Source organism: Stieleria bergensis (genome assembly GCA_007745635.1).
Classification (GTDB): Bacteria; Planctomycetota; Planctomycetia; order Pirellulales; family Pirellulaceae; genus Stieleria; species Stieleria bergensis.
In genome coordinates this window covers 1,416,667-1,431,083 of the sequence record CP036272.1, presented here as the reverse complement: position 1 = coordinate 1,431,083, position 14,417 = coordinate 1,416,667, and the positions used below count along the sequence as shown (strand labels likewise).

The 14,417-nt window shown below is 56.2% G+C and carries 11 protein-coding genes; 7 read left to right on the top strand and 4 right to left on the bottom strand.

What is annotated here, in order from left to right; genetic code table 11:
* Positions 1-199 precede the first annotated feature (199 nt).
* The 3 genes from SV7mr_RS04750 to SV7mr_RS25075 all read left to right on the top strand — a co-directional run bounded on the left by SV7mr_RS04750 (position 200) and on the right by SV7mr_RS25075 (position 5,685).
* Positions 200-3,136 (top strand): hypothetical protein, encoded by a 2,937-nt coding sequence (locus SV7mr_RS04750; protein ID WP_145269697.1) that lies wholly within the window; start codon positions 200-202, stop codon positions 3,134-3,136.
* A gap of 139 nt (positions 3,137-3,275) precedes the next feature.
* Positions 3,276-4,781: an RtcB family protein gene (locus SV7mr_RS04745; protein WP_145269695.1), complete on the top strand. Its 1,506-nt coding sequence runs from the start codon at positions 3,276-3,278 to the stop codon at positions 4,779-4,781.
* Positions 4,782-5,355: 574 nt separating this feature from the next.
* Positions 5,356-5,685: a hypothetical protein gene (locus tag SV7mr_RS25075; protein ID WP_419188102.1), complete on the top strand. Its 330-nt coding sequence runs from the start codon at positions 5,356-5,358 to the stop codon at positions 5,683-5,685.
* 26 nt (positions 5,686-5,711) lie between these two features.
* Here SV7mr_RS25075 and SV7mr_RS04735 read toward each other — a convergent pair whose 3' ends face one another.
* From SV7mr_RS04735 to SV7mr_RS04725, 3 genes are read right to left on the bottom strand one after another with little or no spacing between them, the layout of a single operon-like run.
* Complete coding sequence (locus SV7mr_RS04735; RefSeq protein ID WP_419188101.1) at positions 5,712-6,653, bottom strand: CNNM domain-containing protein; 942 nt, start codon at positions 6,651-6,653, stop codon at positions 5,712-5,714.
* On the bottom strand, positions 6,650-7,945 hold the full coding sequence (locus SV7mr_RS04730) for a CNNM domain-containing protein (protein WP_419188100.1): 1,296 nt from the start codon (positions 7,943-7,945) through the stop codon (positions 6,650-6,652). The genes SV7mr_RS04735 and SV7mr_RS04730 overlap by 4 nt, the downstream gene beginning before the upstream one ends.
* Complete coding sequence (locus SV7mr_RS04725; protein WP_419188099.1) at positions 7,946-9,715, bottom strand: hypothetical protein; 1,770 nt, start codon at positions 9,713-9,715, stop codon at positions 7,946-7,948. It lies immediately after the preceding gene.
* Positions 9,716-10,304: 589 nt separating this feature from the next.
* On the opposite strand from SV7mr_RS04725, the gene SV7mr_RS04720 reads away from it, so the two are divergent.
* Positions 10,305-10,499, top strand: a complete 195-nt coding sequence (locus SV7mr_RS04720; protein WP_145269691.1) for a Flp family type IVb pilin — start codon at positions 10,305-10,307, stop codon at positions 10,497-10,499.
* 36 nt (positions 10,500-10,535) lie between these two features.
* Here SV7mr_RS04720 and SV7mr_RS04715 read toward each other — a convergent pair whose 3' ends face one another.
* On the bottom strand, positions 10,536-10,721 hold the full coding sequence (locus SV7mr_RS04715) for a hypothetical protein (RefSeq protein WP_145269689.1): 186 nt from the start codon (positions 10,719-10,721) through the stop codon (positions 10,536-10,538).
* 63 nt (positions 10,722-10,784) lie between these two features.
* On the opposite strand from SV7mr_RS04715, the gene SV7mr_RS04710 reads away from it, so the two are divergent.
* From SV7mr_RS04710 to SV7mr_RS04700, 3 genes are all read left to right on the top strand, one after another.
* Positions 10,785-11,732, top strand: coding sequence for an NAD-dependent epimerase/dehydratase family protein (locus SV7mr_RS04710; protein WP_145269687.1), 948 nt, complete (start codon positions 10,785-10,787; stop codon positions 11,730-11,732).
* 41 nt (positions 11,733-11,773) lie between these two features.
* Positions 11,774-12,619 carry a 3-deoxy-manno-octulosonate cytidylyltransferase gene (locus SV7mr_RS04705; protein WP_419188098.1) on the top strand — a complete coding sequence of 282 codons (846 nt, stop codon included), beginning with the start codon at positions 11,774-11,776 and terminating at the stop codon, positions 12,617-12,619.
* Between the two features lie 152 nt (positions 12,620-12,771).
* Positions 12,772-14,409 (top strand): CTP synthase, encoded by a 1,638-nt coding sequence (locus SV7mr_RS04700; protein ID WP_145269685.1) that lies wholly within the window; start codon positions 12,772-12,774, stop codon positions 14,407-14,409.
* Positions 14,410-14,417: the final 8 nt, after the last annotated feature.

Genomic DNA, 14,417 nt, shown 5'->3' with positions numbered 1-14,417 from the left:
AGACGAAAGAACGGCCCTGTTCTCTTTTCTCGTCGCCATGCTGGCATCTTCTTCCTTTGGTACATCCATTGCTATGAAATCACCAAAGCCCCAACGTTCTGCGCGGATCGTCTCCCCATCGGCCATTGCGTGCGGAACGTCGCTTCCACTGCTAAGCCTGGTTTGGGTTTTGCTGACGGTGTTCCCTTGGTCAACGTTGATGGCTCAGAATCAGCCGCCTGGAAATCAGCCGCCTGGAAATCAGTTCCCCGGTGGACGTTTCCCGGGGGTTACCGGACCTGGCAACAACTCGTCACCACCGCAGGAATATTTCATTGCGATGGAGTTTTATCGCGCTGGCGAGCTCGATCGTGCCTTGGACGGATTCGATGTCGCTCTGCGGCGCACGCGTGTTGACGCGGCCGGCCGCTGGGTTGATTCGATTCCGGTGTATGCGATGTTGGCGGAAACCCAATATCAGCTAGGTGATTTAGAATCCGCGATGCGGAGCTTGGATCAACTGTTTGCGATCGTAGCTCGCAATCGTGGTTGGATGGCGCGTCCTCTTTGGCGGGATCTCAACAACACCGGTAACGTCGCCGTCACCCCCCCTCGTTACCTTTGGCAAGCAGCGCGTCGGTTCAATCGAATTCCGTTGCCGAGTGAAATCAGTTTTGTCCGTGGGCAAGTGATTGATGAAGCAGCCATTGCGGCCGGGGGCGCGATTGAGTCCCAAAACATTCGCCGCCTGAACGTGGTCGAAGTGCTGCGAGGCATTGCGATTGCCAACTACCGTCGACGCATCATCATGGGTGAATTGGCCCGTTTGGATTCGGGGCCACAACAATGCTTAGAAGCGACCAAGTTTCCTGCTGGACTGAACGTGCCCATCGCCAAAGTCATGATCGGAGCCATGCGAGGTTGCGAACGCTTCGGCGCCGGTCAAGACGAAATGGCGGTGAAAGATTCGGTTCAGTTTGGCCTGCTACAAGGTCGCATCCATCCGTTGACTCCGATTGCCAATTTGGCTTCGGCATCAGCGGTTGCCGCGACTGCCAAACCAGACCAAGCGTTGCAACAAGCCATTGCGGCGGCCAATCAAGCGGGCGCGGAGGATCAACTGGAATTTGTCGGCGAAGCAATGATGTTAGCCGCAGGCTGCAGCACAGCGCAGACCGCCAAAGCGGTGCAAGCGGCCGCCAGCGAGATCGCTGCGGCCTTGATTCGCGAATCGCGTCTGGCCTCCGCACAATGCTTGCTGGCGAGCGTCGATGCTGCGATCACGGCCGGTGACCTAGCCTATGCGACACAGCGTTTACAAGACGCCGGCGCGATGTTAAGCCGGCGCGACATGGTTGTGCCTCGATTGCGCAGTTACATGGCTTACCTATCGGCTCGACTTGCCACTCGCCAGCCCTACGCGGCCTCGGGCAACCCGATGCCTTGGCAGAAACCGCTTGGCGCCATGTTTGCCTTTGCCACCGACCACAAGGTCCGTAACCGGGGCCTGATCTCCATGCCGCGGTTGTATCAATTGGCTCGCCTGAATCAGATCATCGCCTCCACCAAGGACACTGGATCGATTGATGACCTGTTGGCGACGTATGCTGATCCACCCTCCATCGCGGTCTGGCGTCGCGATGCCACCGACGCCTTGGCGGGGCAAGTTGCCAATCGAGATCGCTTGCGTGTGGCACGACTGAGCACGGCGTTTGCGCGCAACAACGCTCCCGATGCCATGCTGCGGATCGAACAATTGCAGCAAGGCCGAGTCACACAACCGCTGGCCTTAGGTGGCCGCTTGCTACAGGCCAATGCGGTGACTCGCATGCCCGGTCCGATGCTATTACCAAAGGACTTACAGTGGCGCAATACAGCCGATGCTTTAGTGCGAAATCTAAGTGCGGCGCAGCTCGCGGCGGCCAACCAACCCAAACAACAAATCGCTCCGGAACAAGCGGCCGCCAACTATGGCAAACTGATCAGCCAAACCTGGGCGATGGCCTTGGATCGCAACGAGATCCCGACCGTGGTGCCCAAGCCGCTGGACGAAAAGAAACCCTTAGGGGAGATCCCAGACAAAACGGGATTGTTGATCTATCTCCGCGACGGCGGATTCTACCATGCGATTCTAGCCACCAAAGAAAAAGCCACCATCTGGTCAATCAAAGGCGGCCCGCGAATTGATGCTGACATCGCTAACCTGCTGCGAACCGTTGGCGTTGGAACCAAGAAAAAGCCTCGCCTGCCAACGGATGATGCCTGGCGCCAACAAGCCATGTCGCTGCGTGATCGTTTGATCCCGCCAGACACTGGCCCCATTTTGCAAGGTGTTCTAGCGAAGGTTGAACGACTGGTGGTGATTCCTGACAGTCGACTTTGGTACCTGCCATTTGAGTTGCTGCCGACCGATGATGCTTCCTCGGAACTGCTGGGCGATGCCGTGTCGTTGTCCTACGCGGCCACGCCTGCACTGGCCTTGTCGCCCACCGCCGCACCACCGCAAGATCATCACATCGGCATTGCCCTGGGCCGGTTCTTTGCACCGCGTGACATGGAACACGATGCCGCCATCGCCAAGTCGATCACCGATGTTCTGCCAGCCGGACAGTGGGTGGAGATTCCCAACGGCTATGCGATTCCCAGCAGTCGCAGTGGCGAAGTCGCCAACCACTTGATCGTCGGTCAAGTCACCACCCCCAAAGCCGGCGCACTGCTTCGCACCGCACTGATCCCCAGCGATACCAGCCAACCACTCGGTACGTTTGAAGATTGGCTGGGGCCACCTCCACGCGTGCCCAGTTCGGTATTCTTATCGGGGTTCCGATGCTATCTGGACACCGGACAGCCACCGCTGGGCTCTGAAATCATGGCGACCATTGCGCAGCTGCAATACAGTGGTGTACGCGATGTTGTGCTCAGTCGCTGGGCGCTTGGTGGTCAAAGCACGGCGACGTTGATTCAGGAGTACGGCCAAGAACTCCCATTTGCCTCCGCTTTGGAAGCCTTTGATCGCGCTCGGCAAATTCTTCGTGGCAGCGTTTTAGATCCGACAGGCGAACCTACTTTGCTTGGAGATGATCTAGAGGGGGTAATGCTATCGGGCGACCAGCCATTCTTCTGGTCGAGCTACCTGATGAGCACGCCACTAAACTGAGCGGATTCGCAGGAGCGAATCATCTGTCTGTGGAAACGTCGGCCTCGACCTTCACCACGTCGCCAGTTGACCTTCACCACGTCGCCAGTTGACCAGTGCGCTGCTGCGCGCACGCGACGATCACCCCGTAAACGTTTGCATGAACCAACAACCTACCAACCTGATCCAAGAACAACTTCAAATCACCGGTGAGGCAACGGCGACCCTTCCAGTCGGACCAGAAACATCACCCATCACTGTGATTGGAACGGAATCAATTCGACAGACCTTTGGTGATCAGACCTTTCAGCAAGCGATCAACAGTCGACTCGCCCCCGGCGTCAGCCACGTGGTGCTGAACCCGGATGCGCACCTTGGTTACGGGGCACCGGTGGGCTGCGTGATGGTGTCACCAGATCACGTTTACCCCGGGCCGGTCGGGGTGGATATCAAGTGCAGCATGAGCCTGTTGCAAATGGACCTGGAGGCGAGTGAGCTGGAATCCAAAAAGGTTCGTCGTGCAGTGATCCGAGCGATCTGTGAACGCGTGCCAACCGGTGCCGGTCGCGGACAACGCCATGTGCCGAAATCTCGGTCGGTCAAGAGCCGCTTGGGATTCCAGGTTGCCACCGAGGGTGCATCGAAGTCTGTCCTAAAGAATCTGGGCATTCCCACTCACTGGGCTGACGCCTGCGAGGACGCCTCGCACAGCGCGCCCGATGGTCGCACGGAAACCTTGGCTGAGCGTTTGGAGTGGATCGGTCGTGAACGCGATAAGCAAAAACGTCTGGATACCAAGTACCGTCAGCTGGGAAGTTACGGAGGCGGCAACCACTTCGGTGAAGCCGAAGCGGTTCAAGTGGACCAACAGCAAACTGGCGTGGCGAGCCAATTCGGTTTGAAAGATGGCTGCGTCGCGTTCCTCTCGCATTGCGGATCGCGTGGTTTCGGTCATGACCTGGCCATGATGCAGTTTCGCGCATTGAAATCATTGTTTCAAGAGCGAGGCCAACCGTTCCCAGCGAATGATCCGCAACTGGCTTACGCTCATGTCGATTCACCTGAAGGCCAGCAATACCTTTGCGATATGGCGATGGGAGCGAACTTTGCGACCGTCAATCACCTGCTGATCAATGCCCTGGTTTTGGAGGCCTTCCAAGAGGTCTTCCCAGGCGCGCAAGGCGATTTGGTGTACTTCATTTCGCATAATATTGCTCGACAGGAACCGATCGACGGGCAAGCTCAGTGGGTGCACCGGAAAGGTGCCACGCGCGCCTTGCCAGCCAATCACCCGCAACTGCAAGGGTCACGATTTGAGTCCACCGGACACCCGATCTTGCTACCTGGCAATCCGCGTGATGGATCATCGGTCATGGTTGCCAATGCAGGAGCGGACAAATCAGCGTACAGCGTCAACCATGGCGCGGGACGTCGCCTCAGCCGGACCAAAGCGAAGAAGCAACTCTCGCAACAAGCGATTGACCAAGGTTTGCTAGATCAGGACATCATCAGCAACTGTCGCCAGTATCCGCGTGATGAAGCGCCAGATGCCTACAAGGACTTCCAAGAAGTGCTCCGCAGTGTCAAACAAGCAGACTTGGCATCGCAAGTCGCGCATCTACGAGCTCGGTTCGTCATCAAAGATGGTGCACCTGCTGATGACTGATCGAATGCATCAGACGCACTGCTGATCGCTTTGCGAAGTGATCGCAGTGCAATTTGTTGTGCTCCCCAAGACGTCTACCAGGCCCACACCACCGGCAGCCTCGGCTGTCCAAGGTGCGAATGCAACGGTTGCAACGGCAATTCCAATGCCAACTAGCATCGTGTGCTCGTCAGCGGGGGGGAGGTGAGGGTTTTCCTAGCAAATCCGACTCATGAAATCCCCCTCAATCTCAGCCCTGCGCGGATCAGTGACCTACGTTTACGTTGACGACGTTCATCGTTATGGGGCTAACTGATGTCGGTGCCAGTGACCTGCCAGATGCAGATGACTGCAAGACACCTGCGCTCTATAGCACTTGCTGCTGGAACCTGGATCACTGACACCGATCCATCGCTGGTTACCTGCTGTCCCTGATTCGACTCAACGATAACGCTCGAGTCGGCAGCAACTGATTGACAGCGGCAACGATTGGCTAAACGAATCACGCTAATCGCACCTCCGCTTTTCACTTTACCGACGCTTGTTGGTTACGGCGACATTGTCCCCCAGAGACTTATTTAAGAGAGATCATCGTATGTCACTTCACAACGCTGATGCCGCCTCGTCGCAATTCACCACCGGCACTGGCTTTGTTGTCAGTGGTTTCCAAGCTGGAAATGATTCAGCCACCCAACCATCGCACCGAGAAGACTTTGTCGATCGACGTCGTGCCAATAGTCGGTCATTGGGCAGCAACGAGCGTCGTCAGTTTGGCAGCAGCTACCAGGGACTTAGCGAAGATGGACGCGAACTTGCCCTAGCGATCGATCAATACAAAATGGAACATCATCGTCGATACATCACCTGCGACGAAATGCTGATGGTCATCAACAGCCTAGGCTACAGCAAGCCAGCATCTGAATAGAAGTCTCGCAGCGGTCGATTGCAAGGTTACTTCAACGACTGCAATAACTGGCGACGGGTCACGACAGATCGCGTGACCTGGTTCTCATCTTGCAGCAAGGCGACTTCACTGCCGGAGTCGTACATTCTTAAAAGCGTGGTAAAGTGTCTTTCAGCCACACTTGCGGTCACCACAGGTCGACTCGCTGGCAACGTCTGCTGACCGATTAATTCAGCGTACCTCACGTAGCCTTTAATCTGCCCGGCTTCAGAGACCAACAGGATGGGATGGTTCTTGCGCCGAGCAGCAGACTGTGCTGTCGCCACATCCACTCCCGCATCAACCGCCGCAAGCCGTTGCACTGGAACGGCAAACGAAAGCGCCGGTTCGTTACCGGTTTCAAACAGATGCTCAGCCATGGTTCGCTGTGCGGCATGCAAAATACCAGCCTCTTCGCCTGCACGTAACAACTGAGCCACATCACCGCGCGCCATTGCTAATCGCAAACGAAACGGTGTCTGCCCTGTCAATAAACTCAGTGCTTTGCCCAGCAAGGCCAAGAGCATGCTGATGGGCAGAAACAGGATCGTGGCCAAGACCAACAGCGGCTGAACACGGTGCAACAGTCGATAGGGCGCGTGAAAGAACCAGTGTTTGGGCAACAGTTCGCCAAAGATAAACACCACCGGAGTCATCAAGATTGGCCCAATCAATTCGGCCGCCGAGGAACCCTGAAACAGAATGCCGATCAACCAGACAGTGGCAAAGCTGGACAAAAAGTTCGCAATATTATTCCCGACCAATGCCGTGGCTACAAAAACTGCCGGCCGATTCAGCAACCAGATCATCACGCGCGAACCACGTGAACCACCAAGCGCATCAAGAATCAATCGCGTTCTGGAAACGCGATACATGCCGGTCTCGCTGCCACTGAAAAAACCACTCATCAGCAACGAGACCAGGAACAAACCGAGTGCAGCGAAGATCATTGATCCACCTCCAACTCAGCAGTACCGTCACCAGCATCCGTTTCCTTCACCCGCCGAACCTCGATCGTGGATTCGTTTTCAACCTGATCGAGTAAAGACAACTGATAGCGTCCCAACAACGCCTGATCGCCAACTCGTGGCAATCGTTCGTTCGTGCGTTGCAGGTAACCGGCAACGGTCGCGATCGATTCATCAGCAAGTTCTTCCTGCAAGAATTTAGCGAGCTGGCGCAGCGGGATGCTCCCGGAAACCTGCCAGCTTCCATCTCCCATGTCTTTCATCGCGAGCGCGGCATCGCCTGAAACGTTTTCATACGAATGCGGTGCCAGAATCCGCCGAAAGATCCGATCCGTTGACAAGGCTCCAATGCAGTCGCCGTATTCGTCAACCACAATCGCGACGTGCGAATCGGTTTTGGTCAACTGGTCCAAGACTCTGGCGACGGAGGCGGCCCAAGGGACATAGGTGACAGGTTCAATCCAGTCCTGATAACGATCGACTTGACTGGGACGCAACAGACGAACGTCCAGAGAACCAACCATGTGGTTGCGAGACTCGTCCGTGATGATCAGATAGCCACCGGGAGTTTCTTGCTCAAAGATTTCAGCAAGGTCACCGGGAGGATGAAAGAGCCGCAGTTTGCCTCGCGGCCGCATCAGCTCACTCGCACGCATTGTCCCCAGTTCAACCAAAGAACGCACGGCTAGACGTTCGCGTTCGATCAACGCTGCATCGTCCGTCCCCAATTCCACCGCACGCTCGATGTCGGCCAGATCGATTTCGTTTTCCGCTTGAAAGCCTGGCCAAAGCAAACGCCCGGCAAGAAGATTCGCCGTTCCAATCAACGGCAACAGTGGCTTGATGATGTGAAACGCGATGTTCAAGGGCCGAGCGATCACAATAGACGTTCGCAGCGGCGCCAGAACCGCCAAACTCTTGGGCAGCATTTCGCTTAAAAAGATCATCGCCAGCAGGCTGAGCATCGTGAATCCCAGCGCCCAACCCGCTCCGAACGATTCATTGGCTTCTAAGTCCCCTGCGACGATCGAGGCGATGGCAAAGTACAGCATGTTGATCAGCAGATTCCAAAACAGAATCGCTGAGAGCAGTTGTTCGGAATTGCCCAACAACGACAACGCAATCCGGCCGCCACCGCCTGCCGAGTCAAGCCTGCGCTGGTCACGGGCAGAAAGCGAGAACAAGGCAGCCTCGCTGCCACTAAACAAAGCGCTCAGTGCGATCAAGACCGCCATGGGCAGCAGCCAGGCAGCGTACTCTGAGATCAAATTCAATCAGCCATCCCCTTCGCGGCTGCGATCTTTTTCCAGAGACACATCGAACTCGCTCAGGGCGGGAATCATCAGCGCCGCAATGGTGAATCCATAACCGGTCAACATCGCAAAAAACACAAACAAGTGGTCGGTCTGCAGCAGAAACTGAGTGATTGAATAGTAGGTAATCAGCGGCAGAGTAAAGGAGGCGACAAAGATCGCGCGCGAGGGATTCCGCCATCCGAGCGAAGCGAATAAGGCGCCACCGCCCCCAAGAATCATCAACAAGAACGGAGCCAACTGCATCTGAAAAGCACCTTGAAAGCTAACCATGATGGTCATGCAAATCGCGATGCCCACGCACAGGAAAAACACCGTGCCCAGGCTAGCCAGAATCGCGGTGCGTCCGGCAACGTAGTTTAATCCGGAATGAATCCCCAACATCGCTACGAAGGCATACAGGATCACAGCGCCCAAAATCGCATAGACCATGTTCTCGTAAGTCGTCACGCCACTGACACCCAAATAAATCAGCAAACCCAGCGGCAATAAAATCAGTTCCTTGCCCACATAGAGCACGCCCAGCATTTTGCCAAAGACAAACTCTCGCGGCGAAAGATCCGTGACCAGCAACAAGTCCAATGCCAATCCATCCCGTTCGTTTGTGACCGAGTTGACTGCCAGTGTATTGACCAAGACAAGACTCACCACGCCGATCGCCGCAACCGGCAGCGTTGCCGAAGGCAGGGAACGGCCGACCCGTGAAATCGACTCATACGCGATGCCGGACTGAATTTGATCAAAGACGATCAACGCTCCCAACGCAAATAACATGGCGAACGCCACACGAATCACGATGACTTTCCGCCCATAGGCCCAGGTGCGAACCTCACGCCACAGCACTGGGTTGTTCCACACCGGTCGCGGAGCTCGCACCTTCCATGACTCTTTCGTCTCCTGCTCCTTGGCTTCTTCACCGGTCTCGGGCTCAGGAGCCTTAAACCGAACTTCGCGAGAAGGGTTCCAGATGCGAACGCGCGCGACCCCAATCAACAAGACCAACGCCGAGAGCAACAGCATCACGGCAAACAAAGCAACAATTCCCGTGAACGTCGATGCGGTCAGAATGCCACTGGGCGAGGCCGATGCCATCAAGGCTCGAAAAGGACTGAAGGCTAAACGAACCGCTTCGGGCAAGCTGGACACACTGCCAATCACAATCTCGCCACAAACCAGCAACATCAAGATCGCCAGGACCGTCAACGCGATGGCCTGAAACGTCTTTTCACGCCATAGCCCCATCACGGTTCCCACCGACCCAGCAAAAATGATCGATGCCAAAGTAATCGCAAACACCGCCCCAACCTGCTCGGGAGCCACGCCGCCAAGCAATGGAAGCACCAAGAACAGCGGCAACGCGGCCAGCAACAGCGAAACAGGCCCTAGCAATGTGGCGGTCAGTTTTCCCACCACCACTTCGAACCCGCTGAGACGAGTCATTAACAACAACAAAATGGTACGGCGATCCTTCTCCTGAGCCACCGAGGCCGCCGAACCGACCGCGGACATGCTGCAAAGGATCAACAGCTGCAGTGGAGCGAGCAACACAAACATCCAGCCACCGAATCGAGCCGAATCCGAGACCGTCGACAGACTTCTCGATCCATCAAACACCAGATAGCCGGTGCACAGCAATGCAAACAACGCCGCAACGTAAATGCCCCGCGACAAGTACGTCTTCGTTCGCTTCGGTGCCACGATGGCTTCACGGTTGAAAACTGGACCCAACATGTATTCTTTCTTCCGATGGAGTGTTCCAAGGAGCAGCATCGACGCTTGGTACGTCGCCGGCCCGGAGAGTTTCCGTTTCCAGTAGCAGCAGGCAACCATCCCAGCAGGCAACTCTCCCAGCAGGCAGTGGCGTGTCGTTCCCCTAGCAAAAGACTATCTCGCCCCTTGGATCGACTCAACCAGCAGCTGTTGCTAGAGCGACAATTCCCCGGCAGTAAGGCATCGCTCGGCCAGGAAATCGTTCTCTGGGTGTCGGTGCATCACCATCCGCACTGGAAAAGCCAGCCAGCCACTCCCGCAGGGCATTTGCTCGCCCGCCCGAAAAACCGTCATCAACCTTCGTTTGGTAGCCGAACCTGCCGCTTTGCAGGTCGATTCCTGCACCCAACTGCATAGTTTAGGCCATGCTCCGGCACCCCAGGCGGCGGTTTAGCATGGAAAACAGATCAGCGCATTGGCAAACGCGAATTATCGACAGATTTCGGTCAATTATTACGGGAATCTGACCGTACTACGCCAGATCCTGACATAGGTTTTCAAGGACCGATGGTTTTCTTACAAAATCTACCTACTCGATATATATTTACCCATGTCACACGATGCCCCCGAACCCGAGCCAGTGTCATTCTGGCTTGATGAAGACGGCACTACTGCAGTGGAATACGCAGTGATGCTGGCTTTGATCCTGGTTGTCTGCCTCGGCGCAATCGACGCTCTGTCCAACGCAACACGCGAAAGCTTTGATGAATCAGCGACTGCAATCACCGGTGCAATCAACAACTAATCAACGCTTTTCCATCCCGCTGAAACGCTCGCCCAGTTAGCCACCCAGTGAATTCGCTTCACTGGGTTTTTTCATGCGCTGTTTTTCATGCGCTGAAACGAACTCGCCAAATTTCATCAAAATTCGCAGGGTGAATTGGCGTTTCATGGATCCACGCCGTAGTGGATCATTGTTATCGTCTTTGAAGACATTGCTGACGATGGGGACGCTTGAAACGTTCACTGGACCCTTTCCGTCATTCACTTGTACTTTTGAGTCATTCGCTGGCCGAGGACATCTTTCTCGATGCAGATTGCCGTCACGGGTGGAACCGGATTTCTAGGACGCTACATCATTCAACATGCCTTGGACCACGGACATCAGGTCCGTGCGTTGACTCGGCAACCGGCCAGCGCCCGCAAGGTGGCCAGCCATCTCAAGGTGGCCAGCGATCTCAAGGTGGCCAATGCAAACCTGCAGTGGATCACCGGGAATCTTCCTGAACCCGAAGCGATTGAACAGCTGCTGACCGGCGCTGACGCGGTGGTGCACAGTGCCCACGACGCGATGGGCGGTCGTTTTTTGGATCCACCTGCGGATGTTCTTCAGTACTGGAACCGCAACGCCACAGGGTCGCTGGCCCTGTTAGAGGCCGCCGCCCATTCCAGCGTGCAACGATTCATCTATTTGTCCAGCGGAGCCGTGCATGAGACGGTCCTGGGCGATCGGCCGCTGGACGAATCCCACCCAAGGCTTCCGAGCACACTGTATGGCGCGACCAAGGGCGCGGTTGAGTTGCTCATTCGTCAATACGGCGTCAGCACTTCGCTGCAGACCGCAACGATCCGTCCGACAAGCATCTACGGCGCCGCGTCCCCGATTGAAAACTCCAAATGGTTTGATCTGATTCAGTCCATCCGCTACTGCGGCCCTGGTGACAACGAACGGCGTGCCGAAGGCGGCAGCAAAACCGTCCATGCGGCGGACGTCGCCAAAGCCACACTGCTGCTGATCCAATCGCCACAGCTCCAAAGCGGCGACGTCTACAATTGCTGCGAACGCATGATCAGCAATTTTGAAGTCGCCAACCGGGCCAAGAAACTCCTGGGCAAGGATTGCAAGATCATCGGCGTGCCCAAACAGCCCAAGCACTTGATGGATACTCGCAAGCTGCAATCGCTGGGCATGACTTACGGCGGCGAGGAATTGCTAAATCAGACCATTGCTCAAATTGCTGGCATCAGCAATTCTTAACGCTGCACACCGAATCCTCACCAGAGACCAGTCAGCCTGCCATGGACCGCGCCTTGATCGTCCTGCCCGCACGCCTCCACTCGACGCGTCTGCCGCGCAAACTGCTACGCGTCGTCGCCGGCAAGACCGTGCTGCATCACACCTACTTAGCAGCCTGCCAGTGCCCGCTCACACAATTTGACGACCACGGCCAAGCCACCAACGTGATCGTCGCCGTGGATGACCAAGAAGTTGCCGACCAGGTCGAACAGTTTGGTGGCCGCTGGGTGATGACGTCCCCACTGTGCCCCAGCGGCACCGATCGCATCGCGGAGGTGGCCGCTCGATTCCCCGACATCGACACGTTTATCAATGTCCAGGGGGATGAGCCGGAACTGGATCCCAACGCGATTCTGGCCGTCGGAAAACTGCTTCTTGATCATCCCGACGCAGACATGGCCACCGCTGGCACCCCGATCACCGATGCTGCGGCGCTGGGCGATCCCGGCATCGTCAAAATCGTTCTGGCTGACTACCAGGAAATCGTCGCGGACAGGCAAGCTGATTCCGCCAACCCCTCGGCGACGCTCTGGCCGCAGGGGCAGGGCAGGGCAGTGTACTTTTCTCGAGCCTGCGTGCCGCATGATCGCCAAGGCCCTGCAGAGCGGTTGCTTGACCATCAACCACCACTTTACTGGCATCACCTTGGCCTGTACGCCTATCGACGTGAGTTCCTGAAGTGGTTCAGCCAATCCCCCACCGGATCGCTGGAGGCAACCGAAAAGCTGGAACAATTGCGGGCCATCGAAGCTGGCAAACGAATCCTGGTCGCCCGCGTCGGCCCTGCGCAACCAGGCATCGACACCGAGGCCGACCTGGAACGATTCCGACACCGAGCCGAAGGCTAAAAGACAACCGAGCCGAAGGCTGAAACGCAGCCGGCTAGACCGAGAAGCCGCGTGGGCTGACAGACCGCACAATGTGAAATCGGGAACTACGACGGCGGAATCCGGAACAAGCTGCCTTTTCCAATCCGTATGTCATGGTATGATCAGCGTCCATGACGAAACATATCTTTGTAACCGGCGGGGTCGTGTCCTCGCTCGGAAAAGGCCTGACAAGCGCCTCGCTGGGAATGCTGCTCGAATCACGCGGTTTACGCGTGCGCATGCAGAAACTTGACCCCTATATCAATGTTGATCCGGGAACGATGAGCCCTTACCAGCACGGTGAGGTCTACGTTCTGGACGACGGCAGTGAAACCGATCTGGACCTTGGTCATTACGAACGGTTCACCAGCGGTATTCTCTCGCGGGATTGCAATTACACCACCGGCCAGATTTACATGTCGGTGATTGAAAAGGAGCGCAAAGGGCGTTTCCTTGGCAAAACCGTGCAAGTTATCCCTCATATCACCAACGAAATCAAGTCGGTGATCTCTCGCATGGGTGGCGATGATGTGGACGTGGTGATCACCGAGATCGGTGGGACCGTGGGCGACATTGAAAGCCTGCCGTTCCTGGAAGCCATCCGCCAATACGCTCAAGACTTCGGCCGCGACAACGTGCTGTACATGCACCTGACGCTGGTCCCCTATCTGAAAGCCGCCGACGAACTGAAGACCAAGCCCACGCAGCACAGCGTGGGGCAACTGCGTGAAATCGGTATCCAGCCAGACATCTTGGTCTGCCGCTGTGAACACTCCATTAGCCGCGAAGATCGCGAAAAGATTGCGTTGTTCTGCAACGTTCCCGTGGAAGCGGTGATCGAAGAAAAGGACAAAGACTTCTCAATCTACGAAGTGCCGATTTCACTGGTCGATAACAAACTTGATGAATTGGTCGTCAAGCAACTGTCGCTGCCCAGCAAGTCGCTGGACATCACACCTTGGACGGACCTGCTGCACAACTTGCGAAATCCGCTGCATGAAGTCAGCATCGCAGTGGTAGGCAAATACGCCGAACACAAAGACGCGTACAAATCCATCTACGAATCCATTGACCATGCCGGCATGGCCCACCGAGCTCAAGTTCGTGTGGGACGGATCCAAAGCAGCGACATCGAACGCGAAGGCCCGGATCGACTGCTCAGTGGATACGACGGCATCCTGATCCCCGGCGGGTTCGGTGAACGCGGCGTCGAAGGCAAAGTCCAGTCCATTCAGTATGCACGGCAACGTGGCATTCCATTCTTCGGGATCTGCCTGGGAATGCAATGCGCCGTGATTGAATTCGGCCGCAACGTTTGTGGCCTGGAAAAAGCGCATAGCAGCGAGTTCGACAAAGACTCACCTGATCCAGTGATTTGCCTGTTGGATGAACAGCAGAACGTCACTCAAATGGGCGGCACCATGCGACTGGGCAGCCAGCCCACCAAGCTGATGCCCGGGACCAAAGTGGCGTCAGCCTATCAAAAAGATGAAGTCGACGAGCGGCACCGTCACCGTTACGAATTCAATAACTCGTACCGCGATCTGTTCACCCAGCACGGCATGCAATTCTCTGGCACCAGCCCCAGCGGCACACTGGTTGAAGCCGTTGAACTGGCCGACCATCCTTGGTTTGTCGCCGTTCAATACCACCCCGAATTCCAGAGCAAGCCGCTGAAGGCACACCCGCTGTTTGCTGGCTTTGTCAATGCGGCGATCGAACGAAAAGGCAAATCCAGTAGCGATCAACCTGCCTTTAGCGACCGCTAGGCGCGGCA